Genomic DNA, 20,716 nt, shown 5'->3' on the forward strand with positions numbered 1-20,716 from the left:
CTTCGACTAAGTCAAAGGCGTTTTTCTGGAGTATGCCGCTGATCTCCGCGAGCCGTATCGGGCGAGCGAGGTGTGCGCTGGCGAGCCGAAGTGGACCTGCGTTCGAGGCCGATCACCAGCGGGCGGTGCGAAATCGAAAGCCACGCTCCAGACAAGGTTCGAGGCGCTTGTTGAGAAAGCTGGGCTGGAAGTGTGTTGGTTGTGGAAAGTGAAGCCCCCACCACCGCTACCGGAACGTGGCGATCTCGTCCAACCGCTTCTTGGCGATCTTCGGCACCACCGCGTCGTCGGCCGGGTAGCCGACCACCAGCAGGAGGAACGGCCGTTCGTGCTGCGGCCGGCCGAGCAGTTCGGTCAGGAACCCCATCGGACTGGGCGTGTGCGTCAGGGTGGCCAGCCCGGCGTGGTGCAGCGCGGCGATCAAGAACCCGGTGGCGATGCCGACCGACTCCTGGGCGTAGTAATGCTTGAGCGGTCGGCCGGTCGCGGTCAGCCCGTGCGGTTGAACGAACACGGCGATCAGGTACGGGGCGACTTCCAAGAACGGCTTGTTCGCATCGGTCCCGAGCGGGGCCAGCGCGTCGAGCCAGTCCTGGGGCGCGCGGCGGGCATAGAACTCCCGTTCCTCGTCCTCGGCGGCGCGGCGGATGCGGGCTTTCAACTCCGGGTCCGCCACGACAACGAAGTGCCACGGTTGCAGGTTCGCCCCGCTCGGTGCGGTGCCCGCCGCCCGCAGACAGTCCTCGATCACCGGGCGGGGCACCGGGCGATCGGAAAAGTGGCGGACGGTTCGCCGGCGGCTGAGTTGCTTGTGGAATGCCGCCGCCCGCAGGGCCGTCTCCTCGGCCGGGTAATGTTGGAAGGCGAGCGGCTCGAACGTCGGTGCGGGCACGATGCTCAACCTCCCCGGAAACGAGGGCGGGATACCGACCGGACCCCGCCCGAAGTCAACGATCAGTCCGGCTTCTGCTTCCACTCGCGCAGGTGGGAGTTGGCCTTGGCCAGTTCGTCGAGCTTGGCCGTCAGCTCGGTTTCGGATTTCGCGTAGTTGAACCGGCAGGTGGTGTTCGCGATGTCGGTCTGGACGTTCGAGAACCCGTCGGCCGGGGTCAGAGCGCCTCGCACGGAGGCGGCGCACCCCCCTCAGGTCATGTTCGGGACGAGCAGGGTGTACGCCCGGCCGTCACTCTCGCCCGGCGCGGTCGCGGCGGACGGGGTGGGGGCCGGCGGCGCACCGTTGCAGCCGGCGAGGGCGATCAGCCCGACGAGACAGAGCGGCTTGTGCATGGAAACACTCCGAGGGATGAAAGGGACCGAAACACGGGGCGTCTTGCCGCGAACCGGGCGGCGTCAGTTCCGCTTCGCGAGCTTGTCGATCTCGGCGAGGAGGTCGGCCGGCTTCGGCCGGTCGCCGAACGCCGTTCCCCGCTTCTCGTATCGGATCACGCCGGCCTTGTCGATGACGAACGTCGCGGGGCGGTTCGACCACTCCGTGTGAATACCCATCTGGAACGCCACGCCGTAGGTGGCGCTGACGGCGTTCACCGGGTCGGCGAGGACGGGGTAGAGGACTTCGTCCGCCTTGGTGCCCACGTCCCGGAGCATGTGCCGGACGCGGTGTGACTCGTGCGGGTCGATGGCGAGGAGTTGGGCGTTCCGCTTCTCGAACTCGGCAACTTTGTCGCGCAACTGCGCGAGTTGGCCGTGGCAGACCGGTCAGGTGTCGCCGTAGACGAACACCAGCACCACCGCCTTCTGGCCCTTGAAGTCGGCGAGCTTGTACGCCTTCCCGGTCGCGTCGGTCAACTCGAACTCCGGGGCCGCCTTGCCGACGACGGCCGTATCCATTTTGGCGAGGTCGTACCCGGCAAGCGTCTTCCTCAACGCGGCGGGGTCTGGCTTGTCGTCGCGGTCGAGGGCGAAGCCGACGTGGGCCTTCACGTCCCGGTTCGCGTCCTTCTCCTTCATCGCCTTCAACTCGTCAGTCGGTGCCAACTTGCCGAACATGCTCAGGGCGTCGAGGGCGTACAGGCGGACGGCCGGCGTCTTGTCCTGCAACGCCGCTTCGAGGGCCGGCTTCGCCTTCGCGTCGGCCATCAGCCCGAGTGCCTGGGCCGCGAACACGCGAGTCTCTGGATCGCCCTTCGAGAGAGCCTCGGTCAGGGCCGGGATCGCCTTCTCGCCGGCCTCTGCGAGTCGCTTGAACGCCGTCATGCGGGCCTTCCACCCGGCGTCGTCGAGCGGGCGCATGTACCCCTTCGGGGCGACCCACACCTTCTCGAACGTGCGGATGATGTCCGCCGGCTCGGGCGGCGGATCCGCCGCGCGGGCATAGGTCGATCCGGCCAGCAGACCGACCAGGATGAATCGTGACACATACGGCATCGTTACGTCCTCCTGGAGGTGGTAGAAATCAGTCTGGGCGAGTTTTTGCTTCGCATCCGTGAGCTACCTCACAGACACGTCACTTGTCGATGATATCGCCTCCCCAATCACGTTCGCTGGTGAGGCGAGTTATGCCACTTTCGCCGAATTCGCCGGCGGTCGGCCGGATCGGCCGACGGGACGGTAATGCACCTCACAGTAGCGAATACGGTGAGTCGGCATAGTGCTCAACACGATGTTCCGAGTGCAGCCGGGCGCGGACTTCGGGTCGCGGACCCGATCCCGACGAACTGTCTGGACCGGTGAGGGAACCTGAGACATGAGAACTTCTCGACGAGCGGCGCTTCTGGTGTTCCTGGCACTCGCGGCCGGTCGCCGGCCGGCGTCCGCGGGCGACGAGCCGACCGCCTGGGAGACCGACTACGCCCGCGTCCGCCAGGCGGCGACCGACAAGAACCTCCCGATCGTGCTGTCCATCGGGTCGGACGACTGCTCGTGGTGCAAGAAACTGCACGCGACGACCTTCCGAAATCGGGAGGTCGCCGAAACACTCGCTCGCGGGTACGTCACCGGCAAGATGGACGCCGCCCGAAACCGCGAACTGGTGCGGGCGCTCAAGGTCGAGGCATTTCCGACCCTCGTGTTCGCCGCACCAGACGGCACTATCCTCCACACGGCGCGAGGGTATCAGACGGCGGACGAGATGGCGGCCGCCCTCCGCCAGACCGAGAAACTCCTCCGCGCGCACCGGGAGAAGGCCACGCTCACGAGCCGGTCTATGCAGAAGTGAACCAAGACAGCGGGTGTCCCGGAATCCGTTGAGTGTGCGGAGCCTCACACAGACGCGACCCTCGGCGGGTCGATAACGACTTCGGCGACTGACGTCGGGGCAACCGGCGGCGGTTCCCGGGCCAGGACGGCTCGGGCGTGATCCAAGCACAAAGGATGTTCCGATGATTCAGAAGTCCCGACTGATTCTCGCCGCCTCACTCGTCGCGGCCGCCGTCACCGGTTGCCGGTCCGATTCGGGGTGCCGCAACGGTTCCTGCGGCGCGGCCCCCCGGTACGCACCGGCCGCGGCGAACCCCGGCTACATGCCGGCCAATCCGACGTACGTGCCGTCGGACGGTTCTGGCTCGCGGTCGCCGGTCGTGCTCCCCCCGGCCGCGGGTGGCTCACGCGGCGAAGGTTCGGGTTCCCGATAACCGATCACGGCGGAAGTTCCCACACGTTCTTCGATGCCTTCGGGTATGGTCCCGTTCGGGCGTCGTTCACTCCACGCGAACGAAAGGAAGGCTCTGATGAAACGCTCATGGAAGTTGGCCCTGCTGATCGCGGTCGCCGTGATGGCGACGGCGGCCGGTTGCCGCTCGACCGGTTCGAGTTCCGGCTCGTCGAGCGGGGGCGGGGGCGGGATCTTGTCCCGAATGACGGAGGGGTCCGGCGGGCGGTGAACGCCCGTCGGGTCATGACGTCTCGTACGAGTCCGTCGGCGGTCGGGTGTCCGTGTACGCCGGACTTTCCGTACCTGACCGCCGACGGGCCGCGATCACCACCGCGACCCCCGTCACAACCAGTTGAATCGCCGGTACCTCGGTCCTCGTGGCCAGCGAGTAGCCCGCCCGCCGAACGGCGTAGCGAAGATATTCCGGGTCCGCGGGCGAGTACCACCAGTCCGTCAGCCCGCCGCCCACGACGCAGGCGACGGACAAAAGGCCGATGACCACGAGGAACGCACCCGAACGGCGGGCGACCGCGCCCGGCCGACGACGGGCGAGGGCTACCGCCGGTGGCATGAGGGCGGACAGCCACAAGAGGTGGAGCGATACCAGTGCCTGGACGGGCGGGAAACAGCCCCAGACCCCGCACAGGGATTCCCCGATATAGTCGCCGGGGATGAGACCGATGCCAACCGATGCGGCAAGGCACCCAACCCAGGCCAGTCCCCCGAGCAAGTGGCGCGTAGTCATCGGTTCCCTTTCGCTAGCAAGGCTGCCACTCACGGAGTCGTGGCGGAAGCGTGGTTCGAGCGGCCGGAGTCGAGTGTATTTCCGCCACCCGGGGCGAGTCTGTGCGTTACCTCACGGATCGCGTTCGCCGTCTCGGCGATGATGTGAGCCAGTTCACCGAACCGCGGCCCACACTCGGGTAGACTTGCCCAACCGAGTCGAACTGAACACCCGTGGGTCACCGACTCACCTCTCGAAATAAGGCAGGATGCCATGACCGAGTATTTCATGACCGAACTCGCAGCCGACACCGTCGCGGTCGTGATCCCGGCCTTGAACGAGGAGCGGTCGCTCCCGCTCGTCCTCCGGGACATCCCCCGCCCGCCGGTCGGGGAGGTGGTCGTCGTGGACAACGGGTCCACCGACTGGACGGCCGAGGTGGCCGCCGCGGGCGGGGCGCGGGTCGTTTACGAGCCATGCCGCGGGTATGGGGCGGCGTGCCTACGGGGCTTGGCCGAACTCGCGGAGCGGTCGAACGGCCCCCCGGACGTGGTGGTGTTCCTCGACGCGGACTACAGCGATCACCCGGACGAACTCGAACTTCTCCTCGCCCCGATTCGATCCAGCGAAGCGGACCTGGTCATCGGGTCGCGGCTGGCGGGGAGGCGGGAGCGCGGCGCGATGCCCCTGCAAAGCGTGTGGGGCAACCGCCTGGCCTGCTTCCTGATGAAGCTCCTGTTCCGTGCGAACTACACCGACCTCGGCCCGTTCCGGGCCATCCGTTGGGACGCACTCTGCCGACTCGGCATGTGCGACCGGAACTACGGCTGGACGGTCGAGATGCAAATCAAAGCGGTTCGCGCCGGCCTGCGGGTGCGGGAGGTGCCCGTCAGCTACCGCCGCCGGATCGGCGTCAGCAAGATCAGCGGCACCGTCGGGGGGACGATCAAGGCCGGGTACAAAATCCTGTCTTTGATCGCGCGGTACGGCTTCGCCCCACTGCGACCGGCCGTCGAGAGCAGCCCGGTGCCCAGCACGGATGCCGTGGAGGTCTCCGTGCGATGACACCTCCGCCCCCCGCGGGCGGCCGGGTAGGAAGCGACCCGGTCGCCCGCTTCATCTCTCGGGCGGGCTTCGTGTCGCTGGTCTGCTACGCCGCCGTGCTCGGGCTGAGCTTTCAGTTCCGGTACGGCGAGGGACACGCGGACCGACCGATCCCTGCGGTCCTCGCGTCGTTCCTCGTCGCGTTCGTCGCGTACCTGGCCGTGGCGCGGCGGTTGCTCGTCCGGCGCGCACGCATCCCTGCAATCGGACCGTCTCACCTCTGGCAGATCGTGGGCTACGCGGTCGCGTTCCGACTACTGCTCCTCCCCTCGGTGCCGATCCAGGAGATCGACTACTACCGCTACCTGTGGGACGGGCAAGTCCTGGCGTCGGGCGTCAACCCGTTCCGGTATTCGGCGAGCCAGATCGAGGAACTCGGACCCGCGCTGCCACCGGAGAGCGAAACGGCGAGGCTGTGGGATTTGGCCAACCGCTCGGCGACAGCGCGGACGGTGTTCGACCGTGTCCACCACCGGGAAGTCCCCACGATTTACCCGCCGGCCGCTCAGGTCGTGTTCGCGACCGTGGCCGCAGTCACGCCGGCCGACGCCTCGCTCGAAACGCACACGCTCGTCCTGAAGCTGTTCCTCCTCGCGTTCGACCTGGGCACGCTCGCCGTGGTGATCGCCATTCTCCGACGGCTCCGGCTTCCCGACTGCTGGTGCGTCGGGTACGCCTGGTGCCCGCTCGTCATGAAGGAGTTGTCGAACTCGGCCCACCTCGACGCGATCGCCGTGTTCTTCACCACGGCCGCGGTCTACGGCTTCATCTCGATCCCCCGGCGGCCGAAGGCCGGCGCGTGGAAGCCCGCCGCGGCCGGCGGGTGCCTGCTCGGGTTGGGGGTACTCGCCAAGAGCTACCCGGTCGTACTCGGCCCCGCGGTCGCGGCGTACCTGCTGGCCCGGTGGGGAAGGCGAGGCGTCTTGCCGCTGGTCGCGTGCGCGGCGGTCGTCCTCGGCGGTTACGCCCCGTTTCTTTCCACGCGTTCGGCGGAGTCGGGGAATACCCCCGTGACAGGGCTGGGCACGTTCCTGGGCCGGTGGGAGATGAACGACTTCCTGTTCATGATCGTTCACGAAAACGTGCGGCCCGCGTCGGCCGGTGGCGGCGAGCGGTGGTTCGTCCTGACCCCGGACGGCACGCGAGTGCGGTGCGTGGCGGCGGTACGCGACGCGCTCGGGGCCGCGGGCGTCTCGGTGACAGAGAAGAAGGCGGCGTTTCTGATCGCCCAGGGCGTAATGGGCTTCGCGCTCGTGGTCTTGGGGCTGGGGTTGGCCATCGGCGTGTACCGCAGGCCCACGCGGCGCGGCCTGCTCCGGGCCGCGTTCCTGACGCTGGGATGGGCCTGGCTGATGACCAGTGCGGCCAACCCGTGGTACTTGCTCTGGGGGCTGCCGCTGATCGCGTTCGCCGGGCGGCGGGCGTGGTGGCTACTCCCCGGCCTCGCCCTCGGCTACTACGTGCGGTTCTGGATGGAGTACCGGGCGGCCGGGACCGAGGAGTCGCTGCGGGCCGCCCACGACTCGTTCGACTTCGGGGTCGTCTGGCTGGAGTACCTGCCGTTCTTCGCGATCCTCGCGGTCGAGACCTGTTGGGCGCGACCGCGAGGCCGCCGGACGGGAGCGACATAGCGTCGGTTACTTCGCCCCGCTGCCGTCGGCCGCCGCGGGCGTTCCCTTCCCGTCGGCCTGCGACTTGGCGGACGAACTCGTTTTGTTCGTCGGGCCGGACGAGTCGGTACAGCCGACGGCGGCCAGCGTGAACAGTCCGATCAGGGCGGCCAGCAACTTGACGCGGAACATGACGCGGTCCTTTCAGATCGAAGTGGGGGGAACTCCCCGGAATCAACACGGTCGCATTCTCGGCTTGTGAATCATTGGCGTCTGTGGGGTAGCTCACAGACCCCCGCGGATGAAGCGCTTACAGTTAGCGAACCGACCTGACGGATCGTGTCGGGCGAACAACGGAGGGCGACAGATGCCGGTTTCCATGCGCATTGCGGCCGTGTCCGCGGTGGTTTTCTTCGGCCTCGCCGGCGTGGGCCGGGCCGGAGACAAGGTGCAAGTCGGCCGGGCGTGCAAGGGCAAGGACCGCCTGGCCCTATCGGCCGTGGACCACTCGTCGTTCGACACCCTGCTCCAGAAGTACGTCGATGACAAGGGGATGGTGGCCTACGCCAAGTGGAAGGCGGCCGACGCCGACGTGAAGGCGCTCGACGACTACCTCGTGGCGCTCGGGTGCGTGGACCTGGCCAAGGCGGCGACGAAGGAGGGACAACTCGCGTACTGGATCAACGCCTACAACGCCGTGACCATCCGGGGCATCCTGCGGGAGCACCCCACGACCAGCATCCGCAACCACACGGCGAAGGCGGTCGGGTACAACATCTGGAAGGATCTGCTCCTCGTCGTGGACAGCCGGCCGGTGTCCCTCGACGACATCGAGCATCAGGTGCTCCGCAAACTCGGCGAGCCGCGGATTCACTTCGCCATCGTCTGCGCGTCGGTCGGTTGCCCGCCGCTGCGGAACAAGGCGTTCACCGCCGACAAGTTAGGGGAGCAACTAGACGAGAGCGCGAAGGCGTTCTTTGCCAACTCGGCCAACCTGAAGTTGGATCCGCGGACCCGCACGGTGCAGATCTCCCAGATCATCGAATGGTTCGGCAAGGACTTCGCGGCTACCACCCCCGAACAACTGGCCGCCGTCCGCAAGCACTTCCCCAAGCCGGACGATACCGCATGGGTCGCCGGGTCGGGGGTGACCGTGAAGTACCTCGACTATGACTGGGCGCTCAACGACCAGTCCCCGGCCCGGAAGTAACCGGTCGGGCCTTTCGTCTCCCGTCCATCGCTATGAGGTGTTCCATGCGCCGGAATCACTCCCGAGCCTTCTTGATGTACGCTCTCGCTGCGGTCGGACTCGCCGGGAGCGCGAGTGCCGTCGTCGCCCAGCCCAAGGCCGGCGAATTCCGGCCCCAGAAAGTGCTCGACCCGCTCCCGCCGCTCACTGAGTTTCCGGTCAAGAAGGTGAGCGAGGTGGGCAAAGACCTGAACCCGGCCGAGCTGGTCATCGGGGTCACGGTCGGCAAGGAGTCGCGGGCGTACCCGGTCAACATGCTGACCGGGCCGCGGCGGGAGATCCTGAACGACACCCTCGGCGGCAAGTCGATCGCCGCGACGTGGTGACACCTCTGCCACAACGGCATCGTGTATGCCGCCGACGTGCAGAAGCAGAAGCTCACCTTCGGCGTGTCCGGGATGCTCTGGAACCGGAGCCTGGTGATGTACGACAAGGAGACCGGAACCCTGTGGAGCCACATCCTCGGGGAGGCGATGCAGGGCAAGCTGAAGGGCGAGACGCTCGAACAGGTGCCGTGCGTCATGACGGACTGGAAGACGTGGAGCAAGGAGCACGCGGACGGGACGGTGGTGATGCTGAGCCGGTCGAGCAAGGAGTACAAGACCGACTTCTACCAGAAGCCGGAACGCTTCGTCCTCGGGATCGCCAGCGGCGACAAGGCGAAGGCGTGGCGGTTCGACGCGCTGGCGAAGACCCCGGCCATCAACGACACCTGGCGGGACAAGCCGGTGGCCGTGCTGTTCGACGCGGGGAGCGTGACCGCTAGGCTGTTCTCCCGCAAGGTCGGCGACAAAGAACTGACGTTCGAGGGTGGGGCGAAGGGGATCCGCGACAAGGAGACCGGAAGCGCCTGGGAGCCGACGAGCGGGCGGGCGACCGCCGGGCCGCTCAAGGGCGAGTACCTGGCCCCGCTGAACGGGATCGTCTCGTACCGCGACGTGTGGGTGAAGTTTCACCCGAAGACCGAGACGTACTCGTCCGAAAAGTAGAAACCGGTGTCCCGCGAGTCGGGACCGCTCGTGAAGGAGATGAGAGAGCATGAGCACGCGACTACAGACCGATCCCGGACGGTTCGTCGAGGACGCGGTCCGCGAGCGGTACGGAGCCGGCGCGAAGGCGGTCGAACCAGCGCTGTGCTGCCCGGTGAAGTACGACCCGGCGTACCTCGCCGCGATCCCCGACGAGGTGATCGAGCGGGACTACGGGTGCGGCGACCCGACACCGTTCGTGCGGCCGGGGGACACGGTGCTCGACCTCGGGGCGGGCGGCGGCAAAGTGTGCTTCATCGCCGCCCAAGTCGCCGGGGCGAGGGGCCGGGTGATCGGCGTGGATTGCAACCCGGACATGCTGGCCCTCGCCCGGCGGAACAAGCCCGAAGTCGCCCGCCGGCTGGGGTACGACAACGTCGAATTCCGCAACGGCATGATCCAGGACCTCGGCCTGGACCTCGACCGCCTGGCCACGGACCTCGGCGCTCACCCGGTCGTCTCGGTGAGCGACTGGCACCGCCTCCGGTCCGCCGAAGCCCGCCTCCGACGGGAACACCCACTGGTCCCCGACGAGAGCGTTGATTGCGTGGTGTCGAACTGCGTCCTCAACCTCGTCCGCCCGGAGGACCGGCGACAACTGTTCGCCGAGATCTTCCGCGTCCTCAATCGCCACGGCCGGGCCGCCATCAGCGACATCGTCGCCGACGAGGACGTGCCGGACGAGCTGCGCCGCAACCCGGAACTGTGGTCCGGGTGCATCTCCGGGGCGTTCCGGGAGGACCAGTTCCTGAAGGCGTTCGAGGATGCCGGGTTCCACGGCATCGAGTTGGTGAAGCGGGAACGGCAGCCGTGGCGGGTGGTCGGGGGGATCGAGTTCCGCTCGGTCACAGTGCTAGCCCACAAGGGGAAGCAGGGGCCGTGCCTGGAGCGGAACCAGGCCCTCGTGTACCGCGGCCCGTTCAAGGCGGTGGAGGATGACGACGGCCACCGGTTCGTCCGCGGGGAGCGGATCGCCGTCTGCGACAAGACGTTCCACCTGCTGCGGCGTGACCCGTACGGCGAAGCCTTTGAGCCGGTCGAGCCGCTGGAAGTCGTTCCGCCCGACCAGGCGGGGCCGTTCGACTGCAAGCGGTCGGCCCGCCGCCACCCGCGCGAGACAAAGGGACAGAACTACGACGCGACCACCGAGTCGGCAGGCGGTTGCTCGGGCCAGGCGTGTTGCTGACCGCACCCAGCACCCATCACCCCCCCGAGCGTTTGGAGGAGCAAGGATGATCCGCAGAGTCCGAGCGAGAAGTGCTTGGTTGTTGCAGTCGCGGCGGAGCGGGTTCACGCTGATCGAGTTGTTGGTGGTGATCGCCATCATCGCCGTCCTCATCGGCCTGCTTCTGCCCGCCGTGCAGAAGGTTCGTGAGGCGGCCAACCGGGCGAAGTGCCAGAACCACCTCCGGCAACTCGGCATCGGCCTGCACAACTACGAGAGCGCAAACGGCTATCTGCCGTCGAGCGGCCAGGGCACGAACTACGCAACCAGCCCGCCCTCGGTCGCGTTCGAGTTGCACAGCACGTTCACCCTTTTGCTCCCGTACGTCGAGCAGGATAACGTCTACCGGCAGTTCGACCTGACGAAGGCGTACAACGCCACGCCAGGCAACCAGACCGCGGCGAAGACGGTGCTCTCGATCCTGATCTGTCCGAGTAACCCGCTCCGCCCGCGGGCAATCGACTCTCAGGGCTACGGCTGCACGGATTACGGGCCGATCTACTACACCGACATCGACCCCACGACCGGTCTCCGAAACAAGTTCTCCCGTGCCAACGGCGGGTTGATTTTGGGGCGACAGTCCGTCCTGTCGATCACGGATGGTACGAGCAATACGATCGCCATCGGGGAGGACGTGGGGAGGAACGAGTCGATGACCATGCCCTATCCCGACCCGCTCGGCGGGATGCGGCAGGTGTACCGGTGGGCCGAGCCGGATTGCGCGTACGGGATCTCGATGGGGGTGAACAACAGCCGGACTCCGTTCGGGGGGCCGGCGAGTTGCTCGTGGACGGTGAACAACTGCGGGCCGAACGAGGAGATCTTCAGCTTCCATCCCGGCGGCGGACACGTCGTCTTCTGCGACGGTCACGTCGCGTTCCTGAAGGAGTCCATCGACCCGCGCGAACTCCGAAAGCTCGTCACCCGCAGCGGCGGCGAAGTCTCTACCCAGGATTAACACACCCGCCGGATCCACCAACACGGAACTGTCATGACGAATCTCTCGCTCCATCGACAGGGGCACCCTCTCGCCCGGCCCGCGCTCCAGTTGCAGGTCATTAACGCGCCGGGGGGACACCCCCGGTTCGACGACCACCTCGCTCGGGCCGGACTTGGCGAACTCCGGGCGACGGGCATCGGCGTGCTTCAGGTGAATGTCGGCAAGAAGTGCAATCAGACCTGTCGCCATTGTCATGTGGACGCCGGGCCGGATCGCCGCGAGGCCATGACCCGTGAGACGATGCAATTCTGCCTTGATGCGATGGAGAGCGGGGGCATCCCGACCCTGGATGTCACCGGTGGCGCGCCCGAGATGAACCCGTACTTCCGCTGGCTGGTGGCCGAAGCCCGGAAACTCGGCCGGCACGTCATCGACCGGTGCAATCTGACCATCCTCCTCGCACCCGGATTCACCGACCTGCCCGAGTTCCTGGCCGAGCATCGCGTCGAAGTCGTCGCCTCGCTCCCGTGTTACGGCCCCGATAACACCAACCAGCAACGCGGCGACGGCGTGTTCGAGAAATCCGTCACCGCCCTCCAACGACTCAACGTCCTCGGTTACGGGAAACCTGAGAGCGGGTTGAGCCTTTCGCTCGTGTACAACCCGCTCGGGCCGAGCCTGCCTCCCCAGCAAGCGAAACTGGAAGCCGCGTACCGAAAGGAACTCACCGAGCGGTTCGGGATCGAGTTCACGCGGCTCTACACGATCACCAACATGCCGATCAGCCGGTTCCTGGACGATTTGCTCCGGAGTGGGAAGCACGATGCGTACATGAACAAACTGATCGAGGCATTCAACCCCGCCGCCGCCGAGGGTGTCATGTGCCGCACCACGCTCTCGGTCAACTGGGACGGAACGCTGTCCGACTGCGACTTCAACCAGATGCTCGAACTACCCCTGGTGCCGGGGCAACCGCGGCACATCCGCGACTTCGATGCGGCGGCGCTGTCGGCTCGACGGATCGTGACCGGCCAGCACTGCTACGGCTGCACGGCGGGTAGCGGGTCGAGTTGTCAGGGGGCCATCGCGTCATGAGTCTCCGGAGCGGAACGGTCCTCGTCTACCTCAAGTACCCCGAACCGGGCCGGGTGAAGACGCGATTGGCCGCGACGGTCGGGCCGGATCGGGCGGCCGACCTCTACCGCGGGTGGATCGGGCAGGTACTCACCGCGCTCCAGCCGCTCCGCCCTTCCGTCGCGATCATCGGGGCGATCGACGGGGCTGACGCCGAAGCGTTTTTCCCGTGGGCTTCATTCGTCGATGGTTGGTGGCGGCAGCCGGCCGGCAATCTCGGGGATCGGCTTGATGCAGGGTTCCGGCGGTTTCACCAGACGAACGCACCAGTTTTGGCCATCGGGTCGGATTGCCTGGAAATCGACGCGGACCTAATCCGGCAAGCCTTCGTCCAACTTCGGGAATACGACGCGGTCTTCGGCCCGACCAGCGACGGCGGCTACTACCTGGTCGGCACGGCCCGCTACCTAGACGGCTTCTTCGACGCCATCCGCTGGTCGAGTCCGGATACCTTGCACGATCACTTCCTCCGCTGTCACGACCACAACTGGCGAACCGACCTCCTGCCTCCCCGGGACGACATCGACACCTGGGCCGATTGGGTTGCACATTGTCGAAGCACTGGCACAGCAATCACCTCGCCGACCGCAACCGGAACGGGGGGCTAATCGCATGACAACCCTTTCCGCGTTAATCGTTATCACGATCGCGTTCCTGGCCTACTCGAACGGGGCGAACGACAACTTCAAGGGGGTGGCCACTTTGTACGGGAGCGGGACCACGGGATACCGCACCGCCCTCGCTTGGGCCACGATCACGACATTCGCCGGTTCTCTGCTCGCGCTTCAGTTTGCCGGTGGCTTGGTTGAAGTGTTCAGGGGAAAGGGGCTGGTACCAGAGGCTTTGACCCATGAACCGAGTTTCCTGCTGGCCGTTAGTCTTGGTGCGGCGTTGACAGTGCTCCTCGCCACTCGTTTCGGATTGCCGGTCTCGACGACACACGCATTAACCGGCGGCCTGGTGGGGGCCGGTCTCCTAGCCGCGTCGGGTGACGTGCGTCTGGCTGCACTTGGCCGGCAATTCGTGTTGCCGCTTCTCTTCGCACCCGTCGCCTCATTACTGCTATCCGCGATCGCCTACGTCGTCTTACTGCGCGGCAGTCGGGTGTTCGGCGTCGCTCGGAGTTCTTGCGTATGTGTGGGCGAAGTGGTTGAGGAAGTCATCCCGCATGTGGACGGTACACTCCGGCTGGTTCGGACCGGGGAAGTCGTGATTGGGCAAGTGGAAGACTGTCGTTCAAGTTACTCCGGTCGAGTTCTGGGTGTTGAGGCCGGGCAGGTATTGGACGGGCTGCATTTCCTGACGGCCGGAGCAGTCGGGTTCGCTCGCGGTCTAAACGACACGCCAAAGATGATCGCGCTCGTAGTCGCGTCCGAAGTCATAGCACCAACGGCCGGGCTGGTGATGGTCTCCGTGGCCATCGCCGTCGGTGGTCTCGTGAACGCACGGAGAGTTGCTGAAACGATGAGCCAGAAGATTACCCGCATGTCACCTGGCCAGGGGTTCGCCGCCAATCTGGTGACTGCCCTCATGGTCACACTTGCGAGTCGCCTCGGGTTACCGGTCTCAACGACACACGTTTCCGTCGGCTCGCTGTTTGGAATCGGATTGGTGACCCGCACCGCGCGTCGCGACATAGCAGGGCGGGCGCACTATGAACCCCTGAAATCACAAGGGATTGCGGTGTTCCAGGGCTGACAACCACTCGATTTCACGGGGATCAGTCGTCGGAACCCCTTGTTTCCCAGGCGGTTTCATAGTGCGCCCGCCCTGCGCGACATAGTGACATCGATCATCACCGCATGGGCGATCACCCTTCCGGTCGCGGCCGTGCTTGCAGCAGTGGCGTATTCCGGGTTTGCTTTGGTCATTCGCTAGACGGTGCCACGGGCGTGTAGACTCTCGACCAATGGACGCTTGTGATGAGGAATCTACGCCGAAGAGAAACGGCATAGTCGATTGCCGCAGGTGTGAACTACCTCGCAGAATGTGCCGACCACATCAACGAGGTACAGTCTTATCGACACGCATTCCGGGCGATTGTGCCCCGTGCCGGAAACAACTATGTCGCTGGTCATTCGCGAACTGAGTAAGTGTGCTCCGCTCCAATCGCTCTCGGCGTCCGAACTCGGGCAACTAGCGACTCGGGTGAAGTGCCGTGCCTACCCACGCGGGTCGGTCATCTACTCCCCGGCCCAGCCAATGAGCGGAGTTCTGGTACTGGTTCGCGGCCGTGTGAAAATCAAGATCCCAGCGACGGTACGAGACGGGGGAGACATTTCGTCCGATGACGCTCGGGAAGCGGTCCTGGCGTACGTGTCGGCTTCGGAGATGTTCGGCGAGTCCGCATTGCTCCCGACCCGATCACGGCCGGAGTGGGCCGAGGCGGCCGAAGAGTCCGAAGTGCTGGTGATCCCCAGCCTTGACTTGTGTGCCTGGATGGAGGAACGGCCGGAACTCGCACGCTCACTCTTGGACCTGATCGGCATCCGCCGTCAGCGAGTTGAAATCCGATTGGCGGGCATGTCCTTGTTGACTTGCCGGAGCCGCGTTGTCCGGTTGCTGCTGGAACTGTGTGAAACGAACGGGGATGCCACGGGGGATCGGGTCGAAATCCGCATTCCGTTGTCGCACCACGACCTCGCGGGCCTTGCAGGCATGAGCCGCGAAACTGTCACCCTTGCCCTCGGCGAACTGCAATCGGTCGGGCTGGTCGAGGTCTCCCGCCGGCGGATTGTCGTAACCAACGTCCGCCGGCTGAGGCGGGAGCAATGACCGGGGGCATACGACCAGTGCAGATCACTGTGGTCGTCGGATCATGGGTCGTGCCGCTGGCCGTTGAGTGCCCAGTCATACGTCAACCACTCGATCCTGGGTGTTGCCCCGGCGTCCAGCAACCGTTGCAACTCGGGCGAGTACCGCCCGGCGAAGTTCGGGACCGACCCGGCGACCTGGCGGAAGTCGCCGCCGTACCAGAGGTAGAGTCGCGTCAACCGCAAGACGCTGTTGTCGGGCGAGAGCCGGAGCCAACGGTCGTGGCCGTGGACGTAGCGGGCCTGGTCTTCGAGTTGTTCGTCCAAGCGATCCGCCATGTACGCCTCGTTCCGCAGCTTCGGACAGCCGACCGCGGCGCACACCAGGGCGAAGTGGATCCGCGGCTCGCGGAACATCGGCCGAATCTGCTCGTGCTCGATCTGGTTCAGACTCCAGCGGTGGGGGCCGACCCGCCAGCGCACGTCGTCCCACCGTTTGGTGGCCGGGATGTCCTGGATGGACGCGACGGGATAGTGGTCCAGAATCAGGCGGAGGGTGAAGGCGTTGTAGGCGTTGATCAGCAGGGCGAACTTCTGGTTGCGGCCCATCTCGTCGAACGGGGCGTCGGCGAGGGCCGCGAGGTACGAATCGAGTTTCGAGCCATCCTCCCTCAACCCCTCGTAGTCCACCCAGCCGTCGGGATCGACGTGGCGATTGAGCAGGTCGTTGAGAGCCGCGTGGTCAACGGTGGGACCGTCGGGCTTTTCCTCGTAGGCTTCGCGGAGTGTCACTTCGGGCGGGCCGAGGCTGCCGCCGACCCACCGGGCGAGCAGGGCAGGGTCGAAGTGGACGACGGCCGCCGCCGTAGCCGCGACCGCCGCCAGTCCGACTGCGGCGGTCGCGCCCCACGGCCAGCGCTTCGGCGGCGGATGGGATCCGACCTCGCTCGTCGGAGTCGATTTGTGCGTCGCCCCCAGGTCGGCTTGCTCCCGGATTGCCCGGCGGGCCAACCGCGTGGCATACACGGTGACCGCAATCGTGGCCAACAGGCCGACGGCCATCATGGCCCACTCGGCCGGGCTGCGGGACCGGCCCTCCCCGGCGGAAGCTTCCAGTCCGGCTCGGCCCACGTGCCCCAGGTAGACATAGAGGAATGTCCCCGGCAGCATGGCCGCCCAGCTCGTCAGCACGCACGGCCAGAACCGGATGCCGGAGATGCCATACAGGTAGTTTTGCAGGTTGAAGGGTACGGCCGGCGACAGCCGTAACAAGCCGACGATCTTCCATCCGCCGACGGTGACGGCCCGATCGATCGCGGCGAACTTCGGATACCGCGCGACCCACTTAGCGACCCGGTCGCGGGCCAGGTAGCGACCGACGAGGAACGACAGCGCGGCCCCGGTCGTCGAGGCGACCGACGCAACGGCGGTGCCGCCCGCGAGGCCGAAGAGGGCACCGGCGGCCAGGGTGAGCGGGGAGGCGGGGAGAAGGAGTACCACGGCGATCACATACAGCACCACGAACACCGCGACCCCCCAGATTCCGAGGCCCGCGATCCACTCCTCCAACGCCTGGACCGCCGGGCCGAGGGGCAACCGCCGGACGATCAGGATCACGCTCACCGCGATGAGCACGGCGGACAGCCATTTGGCGGCGCTCGCGTAGCGGTTCGCAGTCGCGGCGAACCCGTGCGCTTTTCTTGTATCGCCGGCTTCATTCATTTGTCGTCCCGGTATCGCGTCGAGTTGTTTCGCCCGCTCGTCACCAGCATCAGTCTGCTTGACGATACCCAACGGATGTATCGCTGAACGCACGGATTGGAACGATCACATACGCTCCTCTGACAACAGACGTTGTCAATCGCGGTCGGCCTTGGCGAACATCAGCCGGGCGAACTGCACGGTGCCATCTTTCACCAGTTCACCGGCACGGTTCAGCAGCCCCCGCAGCCCGGCAAGGTCCAATCCCTCCAGCCCCGGGACGGCCCCCAGCGACCGGCCCAACCCGGCCACCAGCAGCTTCCGCTTCAGGTCGGCGACGAGCCTTCGCAGCGCCGACGACTCGTCGGCGTACTCCACCGCGAGCAAGCCGCCGGACAAGAACAGGGACTGGTAGCCGATCACGGATCGGGCGGCGGCGAGACACGCCCACGGCGCGATCAGGCCCGCGAGGTCGTTGGGCAGTTCGCCCTCGACCACCATGTCGGTGACGCCGACCACCCCGCCGGGCTTCAGCACCCTGGCGAACTCGCCCACTACGCGGGGCTGATCCGCAAAAGTGCTGACGGCGCACTCGCACACAACCGCGTCGAACGAGTCGTCGGGGAACGGCAACTCGGCCGCGTCACCGACGACGAACTTTGTGGCTGCGTCCGCCGACAGCCCGTCGGCTTTCGAGACGTTGACCCGGCTGGCGTCGAGGCCGACGACTTCCAGGCCGAACTCGCGGGCCATCAGGCGGGCGGTCGTCCCGATCCCGCACGCCACGTCCAGCACCCGCGCGTTCGCGGGCAGGTGCAAGCCACGGATCAACCGCGTGGACAGGTCCGTCCCGCCGGGATGGAAGCTCTCGCCGAGAACCGTCTGAACCCAGTCCTGCTCGTAGAACGCGGCACAGCACGCGGCAGGCGTCAGTTCGGTGGCGGTCGGTGGCGGCATCACAGTCTCCCCTGCGGTCGGTGGACGGCGTTGTACTCGCAGAAGGACACCGGCGTCCCGTCGCGGGCGACGATGTGGACGCAGCACTTGTCGATCCGGTCCTGGTCGTAGGTGTGCGCGTCCATGAACGGCTTGATGCCGATGGCGAACAGGCCGTCCCAGGTGTCTTCATGCTTGGCCGGCATCGTGGCGACGAGGTCGAGCAGCCTGTCCACGGCGGCTTCGTTGAGGCCGTCCAACGCCCCCGACGCGAACACCCCCTGGATCAGCCCGGACAGTCCGTCGGCGGCGTCGAACGTGTCGGCCACCGCGGCGATCAGCGCCCGGTTAGCGGCGTCCGCCCATGCCGAATACCGGGGCAGGTAACGAGAGACGGGGATCAACCCGTCCGGGCCGCGCAGGGCGACCGCCATGCTGAAGCAGTTCGGGTCGGAACACGGGATCGGGGTGAAGTCGTCCTCGCGGAACAGCCCGTCCGTCTGGGCCGCGACTCGTTTCGCCACGTCGGCGACGGTGAGCCGGCGGACCACGCGAGGGTTGTCGTACCGGCCCGAGTACATGGCCGGCTGGATCATCACCTTGCGGACGCTCCGGGGAAGCCCCGCCGCGAACCGCACGAACGCCCCGAGTTCGTCGTCGTTGACCCCCGGCGTGAGGGTCATCACCGGCACCGTGTTGATGCCAAACTCTTCGCAGTAGTCCGCCGCCCGCAGCTTCGTTTCCAGCAGTTCGCCCCGCCCGCGGAGCAGTTCCAAAGTGCTTCGCTTGAAGCCGTCGAACTGGAGGTAAGCGGACACCCGCGCGCCCCTCGCCGCGAGTTGCTCCGCGAACCGCTGATCCGCCAGTCGGATGCCGTTGGTGTTGACGTACACCTGCCGGACGCCGCACGCGAGGGCATGGTCGAGGATGGCGAATAACTCCGGGTGAATCGTCGGCTCGCCTCCGGAGAGTTGGATCAGGTCGGCGTCCCCCTTGCCCTTCGCCAGCAGGCCGTCGAGGAGTTCGGCGAACGCCGCGAGCGAAAGGAACTCGTCGCGCTCGGGCGACGACCCGGCGTAGCACGTCGGGCAGGTCAGGTTGCACCGCTGGGTGATCTCGATCAGCAGGTTGCAACTGTGGTTGGCCGTCTGGTCGCCGCAATGCCGGCCCGGCCCACAGCAAGACCCGAGGGAACTCACGGTCGGGTCGGCGACGTAATAGTGCCGAACATCGCTCGCCAGCAGGGCCGAGAACGGGCCATGGTCGGGACACGTCTTGTCCATCCAGATTTCGCCGCCCCGGTCGAACACGTCCGCGGGAATGCGGGACAGGCACTCGGGGCACAGGCTGGTCGTCGATTTGACCCGCCGCCCGCGACCGAAGTCCGCCGACAACGCGCCCCTGCCCCCTCTGTCGATCAGTAAGGGGTGCATCCGGACTGTTCCTCCAGGTCGAAAATCCCGTCCAAGAAGTGATGTTACCGATCCGCGCGGGTCAGGTATGTGAGTTGGCTCACATCACGGCGTGTGTCGTATCCGGAATCACCGGGCGAGCACCGGAGTGGTCGCCCGGTGCCGACTCACTCTTTCTTGAGCGGCTCGTCGGGGTCGGCGGTGCCGCCCTTCGCCGCCTGGTGGAAGACCAGCTTCTGCGTGTACTCGTGCTTCTCGCCCTTCATGAAGGCCATCGCCACCTTGCCGTAGAACTTCCGGGCCTCCTCCACCCCCATCTTGCCGGTGACGATGTCGTTGGCGAGGTTCAACGCCAGGTAGTTCATCTCCTCCTTGTCGCACATGGCGGACATCTCGCCCTTGGTGCGGCGGACCGTGACGCTCCCGTCGTAGGCGGCCAACTCGTCGAACTTGTCCGGCGGCACCTTGTAGTCGATCACCTGTTCCAGCACGTCCGTGTGCTTCATGGGGAAGTTGTGCGGCACCTCCTCGCTGAAGAGGATGGTGTACTTCCACGGCCCGTTCTTGAGCCACACCAGATGGGTGGGCGTGGCCTCGTTCGGCTGGCCGTACTGCTCGACCATCTTCTTGGCGACCTCCTTCGGCTTGGCCGGCCAGTCCGCGATGAGCTTCTCGACAGCCTCCTTGCCCACCTTGGCCGGCTCCTGCCCGGCCGCACGGCCGACCGCGAGAAGCGACCCGAGGCCGGCGACCGAGCCGGCGACGGCGAGGCCCAGGAACTCGCGCCGCCCGTTGGGGCGCTCGTCAGCGTGACGACACATTCGACACCTCCTCTTTCGGGTTGAGATCGGGCGAATTCCGGACGCTGTCAGGGCGAGCGGATAGAGTCGGAGAATCCCCTACACGGCGGCACCGGCCATGCGGCGGCACTCCTCGGCGCACCCGCGGCAGGCTTCTGCGCACCGTTGGCAATGATCCTGCTCATGTTTGGCGCACTCCTCCCCGCAGTCCTCGCAGACATCGGCGCACACCCGGCAGAGGTCGGACGCGAACCGCGACCCCCGGCTCATGAACGCCGCCGCCAGCCAGCAGATCGCGGCGCAATCCCGGTCCAGCCTGATGCACTCGGCCATCATCTGCACGTCCGGTTCGCTCAGACAGGCGTCGGCGCAGTGCTCGCACTCCTCGGCACAGCGGACGCAAGCCTCGATGCACGCTTGGTGTTTCTGATGCACGGGACACCTCCGGTGCTGGAGCTTCGGTTGGAGCTTTGGGTAGAGCGGACACGGG

21 protein-coding genes and 1 pseudogene are annotated in these 20,716 nt (G+C 66.4%); 11 read left to right on the forward strand and 11 right to left on the reverse strand.

Annotation, left to right across the window (positions count from 1 at the left end):
• Positions 1 to 226: 226 nt before the first annotated feature.
• From AC5JJ2_RS03075 to AC5JJ2_RS03095, 5 genes and pseudogenes are all read right to left on the reverse strand, one after another.
• Positions 227 to 892 carry a nitroreductase family protein gene (locus AC5JJ2_RS03075; protein WP_495856488.1) on the reverse strand — a complete coding sequence of 222 codons (666 nt, stop codon included), beginning with the start codon at positions 890 to 892 and terminating at the stop codon, positions 227 to 229.
• A 62-nt stretch (positions 893 to 954) separates the two neighbouring features.
• Entirely contained in the window at positions 955 to 1,125 is a 171-nt protein-coding gene (locus AC5JJ2_RS03080; RefSeq protein ID WP_495856489.1) for a hypothetical protein, read from the reverse strand.
• A gap of 18 nt (positions 1,126 to 1,143) precedes the next feature.
• Positions 1,144 to 1,287, reverse strand: coding sequence for a hypothetical protein (locus tag AC5JJ2_RS03085; RefSeq protein WP_495856490.1), 144 nt, complete (start codon positions 1,285 to 1,287; stop codon positions 1,144 to 1,146).
• Between the two features lie 63 nt (positions 1,288 to 1,350).
• Positions 1,351 to 1,704, reverse strand: a pseudogene (locus AC5JJ2_RS03090) (peroxiredoxin family protein); the annotation flags it as partial.
• 12 nt (positions 1,705 to 1,716) lie between these two features.
• The gene (locus AC5JJ2_RS03095) at positions 1,717 to 2,385 is read right to left on the reverse strand and encodes a HEAT repeat domain-containing protein (protein ID WP_495856491.1); all 669 of its coding nucleotides are present in this window, start codon (positions 2,383 to 2,385) and stop codon (positions 1,717 to 1,719) included.
• A gap of 319 nt (positions 2,386 to 2,704) precedes the next feature.
• Between AC5JJ2_RS03095 and AC5JJ2_RS03100 the strand changes: the two genes are divergently transcribed.
• From AC5JJ2_RS03100 to AC5JJ2_RS03110, 3 genes are all read left to right on the forward strand, one after another.
• Positions 2,705 to 3,175: a thioredoxin family protein gene (locus AC5JJ2_RS03100; protein ID WP_495856492.1), complete on the forward strand. Its 471-nt coding sequence runs from the start codon at positions 2,705 to 2,707 to the stop codon at positions 3,173 to 3,175.
• Between the two features lie 1,447 nt (positions 3,176 to 4,622).
• Positions 4,623 to 5,399 (forward strand): glycosyltransferase family 2 protein, encoded by a 777-nt coding sequence (locus AC5JJ2_RS03105; protein WP_495856493.1) that lies wholly within the window; start codon positions 4,623 to 4,625, stop codon positions 5,397 to 5,399.
• Entirely contained in the window at positions 5,396 to 7,069 is a 1,674-nt protein-coding gene (locus AC5JJ2_RS03110) for a hypothetical protein (RefSeq protein WP_495856494.1), read from the forward strand. Before AC5JJ2_RS03105 ends, AC5JJ2_RS03110 begins: the two co-directional genes overlap by 4 nt.
• A 6-nt stretch (positions 7,070 to 7,075) precedes the next feature.
• Here the strand turns inward: AC5JJ2_RS03110 and AC5JJ2_RS03115 are convergent, their stop codons facing one another.
• Positions 7,076 to 7,240: a hypothetical protein gene (locus AC5JJ2_RS03115; protein ID WP_495856495.1), complete on the reverse strand. Its 165-nt coding sequence runs from the start codon at positions 7,238 to 7,240 to the stop codon at positions 7,076 to 7,078.
• Positions 7,241 to 7,415: 175 nt separating this feature from the next.
• On the opposite strand from AC5JJ2_RS03115, the gene AC5JJ2_RS03120 reads away from it, so the two are divergent.
• The 8 genes from AC5JJ2_RS03120 (at position 7,416) to AC5JJ2_RS03155 (ending at position 15,399) form a co-directional block, all read left to right on the forward strand.
• A complete protein-coding gene (locus tag AC5JJ2_RS03120) occupies positions 7,416 to 8,258 on the forward strand; it encodes a DUF547 domain-containing protein (RefSeq protein ID WP_495856496.1) in 843 nt (280 codons plus the stop codon).
• Positions 8,259 to 8,332: 74 nt separating this feature from the next.
• Complete coding sequence (locus AC5JJ2_RS03125) at positions 8,333 to 9,286, forward strand: DUF3179 domain-containing (seleno)protein (protein WP_495856497.1); 954 nt, start codon at positions 8,333 to 8,335, stop codon at positions 9,284 to 9,286.
• Between the two features lie 49 nt (positions 9,287 to 9,335).
• Positions 9,336 to 10,511: a DUF8838 domain-containing protein gene (locus tag AC5JJ2_RS03130; RefSeq protein WP_495856498.1), complete on the forward strand. Its 1,176-nt coding sequence runs from the start codon at positions 9,336 to 9,338 to the stop codon at positions 10,509 to 10,511.
• A 46-nt stretch (positions 10,512 to 10,557) separates the two neighbouring features.
• On the forward strand, positions 10,558 to 11,508 hold the full coding sequence (locus AC5JJ2_RS03135; protein ID WP_495856499.1) for a DUF1559 domain-containing protein: 951 nt from the start codon (positions 10,558 to 10,560) through the stop codon (positions 11,506 to 11,508).
• Between the two features lie 33 nt (positions 11,509 to 11,541).
• Positions 11,542 to 12,585 (forward strand): arsenosugar biosynthesis radical SAM (seleno)protein ArsS, encoded by a 1,044-nt coding sequence (arsS, locus tag AC5JJ2_RS03140; protein WP_495856500.1) that lies wholly within the window; start codon positions 11,542 to 11,544, stop codon positions 12,583 to 12,585.
• Positions 12,582 to 13,232 (forward strand): TIGR04282 family arsenosugar biosynthesis glycosyltransferase, encoded by a 651-nt coding sequence (locus tag AC5JJ2_RS03145; RefSeq protein WP_495856501.1) that lies wholly within the window; start codon positions 12,582 to 12,584, stop codon positions 13,230 to 13,232. Before arsS ends, AC5JJ2_RS03145 begins: the two co-directional genes overlap by 4 nt.
• Positions 13,233 to 13,236: 4 nt before the next feature.
• Positions 13,237 to 14,322 (forward strand): inorganic phosphate transporter, encoded by a 1,086-nt coding sequence (locus tag AC5JJ2_RS03150; protein ID WP_495856502.1) that lies wholly within the window; start codon positions 13,237 to 13,239, stop codon positions 14,320 to 14,322.
• A 366-nt stretch (positions 14,323 to 14,688) separates the two neighbouring features.
• Positions 14,689 to 15,399, forward strand: coding sequence for a Crp/Fnr family transcriptional regulator (locus tag AC5JJ2_RS03155; RefSeq protein ID WP_495856503.1), 711 nt, complete (start codon positions 14,689 to 14,691; stop codon positions 15,397 to 15,399).
• Between the two features lie 41 nt (positions 15,400 to 15,440).
• Here the strand turns inward: AC5JJ2_RS03155 and AC5JJ2_RS03160 are convergent, their stop codons facing one another.
• The 5 genes from AC5JJ2_RS03160 to AC5JJ2_RS03180 form a co-directional block, all read right to left on the reverse strand.
• Entirely contained in the window at positions 15,441 to 17,099 is a 1,659-nt protein-coding gene (locus tag AC5JJ2_RS03160; protein WP_495856504.1) for a VTT domain-containing protein, read from the reverse strand.
• Positions 17,100 to 17,234: 135 nt separating this feature from the next.
• Entirely contained in the window at positions 17,235 to 18,035 is an 801-nt protein-coding gene (locus AC5JJ2_RS03165; protein WP_495856505.1) for a class I SAM-dependent methyltransferase, read from the reverse strand.
• A complete protein-coding gene (locus AC5JJ2_RS03170; protein WP_495856506.1) occupies positions 18,035 to 19,408 on the reverse strand; it encodes a radical SAM protein in 1,374 nt (457 codons plus the stop codon). Before AC5JJ2_RS03170 ends, AC5JJ2_RS03165 begins: the two co-directional genes overlap by 1 nt.
• Before the next feature lie 185 nt (positions 19,409 to 19,593).
• The gene (locus AC5JJ2_RS03175) at positions 19,594 to 20,247 is read right to left on the reverse strand and encodes a hypothetical protein (RefSeq protein ID WP_495856507.1); all 654 of its coding nucleotides are present in this window, start codon (positions 20,245 to 20,247) and stop codon (positions 19,594 to 19,596) included.
• Between the two features lie 78 nt (positions 20,248 to 20,325).
• Positions 20,326 to 20,661: a four-helix bundle copper-binding protein gene (locus tag AC5JJ2_RS03180; protein WP_495856508.1), complete on the reverse strand. Its 336-nt coding sequence runs from the start codon at positions 20,659 to 20,661 to the stop codon at positions 20,326 to 20,328.
• Positions 20,662 to 20,716 lie beyond the last annotated feature (55 nt).

The sequence above is a fragment of the Limnoglobus sp. genome, from assembly GCF_059499385.1.

Excerpts from the sequence above, each read along its gene's own strand:
- AC5JJ2_RS03085 (WP_495856490.1), bottom strand. The coding sequence starts at position 1,287 with ATGCACAAGCCGCTCTGTCTCGTCGGGCTGATCGCCCTCGCCGGCTGC.
- AC5JJ2_RS03095 (WP_495856491.1), bottom strand. The coding sequence starts at position 2,385 with ATGCCGTATGTGTCACGATTCATCCTGGTCGGTCTGCTGGCCGGATCG.
- AC5JJ2_RS03100 (WP_495856492.1), top strand. The coding sequence starts at position 2,705 with ATGAGAACTTCTCGACGAGCGGCGCTTCTGGTGTTCCTGGCACTCGCG.
- AC5JJ2_RS03105 (WP_495856493.1), top strand. The coding sequence starts at position 4,623 with ATGACCGAACTCGCAGCCGACACCGTCGCGGTCGTGATCCCGGCCTTG.
- AC5JJ2_RS03110 (WP_495856494.1), top strand. The coding sequence starts at position 5,396 with ATGACACCTCCGCCCCCCGCGGGCGGCCGGGTAGGAAGCGACCCGGTC.
- AC5JJ2_RS03115 (WP_495856495.1), bottom strand. The coding sequence starts at position 7,240 with ATGTTCCGCGTCAAGTTGCTGGCCGCCCTGATCGGACTGTTCACGCTG.
- AC5JJ2_RS03120 (WP_495856496.1), top strand. The coding sequence starts at position 7,416 with ATGCCGGTTTCCATGCGCATTGCGGCCGTGTCCGCGGTGGTTTTCTTC.
- AC5JJ2_RS03130 (WP_495856498.1), top strand. The coding sequence starts at position 9,336 with ATGAGCACGCGACTACAGACCGATCCCGGACGGTTCGTCGAGGACGCG.
- AC5JJ2_RS03135 (WP_495856499.1), top strand. The coding sequence starts at position 10,558 with ATGATCCGCAGAGTCCGAGCGAGAAGTGCTTGGTTGTTGCAGTCGCGG.
- arsS (WP_495856500.1), top strand. The coding sequence starts at position 11,542 with ATGACGAATCTCTCGCTCCATCGACAGGGGCACCCTCTCGCCCGGCCC.
- AC5JJ2_RS03145 (WP_495856501.1), top strand. The coding sequence starts at position 12,582 with ATGAGTCTCCGGAGCGGAACGGTCCTCGTCTACCTCAAGTACCCCGAA.
- AC5JJ2_RS03150 (WP_495856502.1), top strand. The coding sequence starts at position 13,237 with ATGACAACCCTTTCCGCGTTAATCGTTATCACGATCGCGTTCCTGGCC.
- AC5JJ2_RS03155 (WP_495856503.1), top strand. The coding sequence starts at position 14,689 with ATGTCGCTGGTCATTCGCGAACTGAGTAAGTGTGCTCCGCTCCAATCG.
- AC5JJ2_RS03160 (WP_495856504.1), bottom strand. The coding sequence starts at position 17,099 with ATGAATGAAGCCGGCGATACAAGAAAAGCGCACGGGTTCGCCGCGACT.
- AC5JJ2_RS03165 (WP_495856505.1), bottom strand. The coding sequence starts at position 18,035 with ATGCCGCCACCGACCGCCACCGAACTGACGCCTGCCGCGTGCTGTGCC.
- AC5JJ2_RS03175 (WP_495856507.1), bottom strand. The coding sequence starts at position 20,247 with ATGTGTCGTCACGCTGACGAGCGCCCCAACGGGCGGCGCGAGTTCCTG.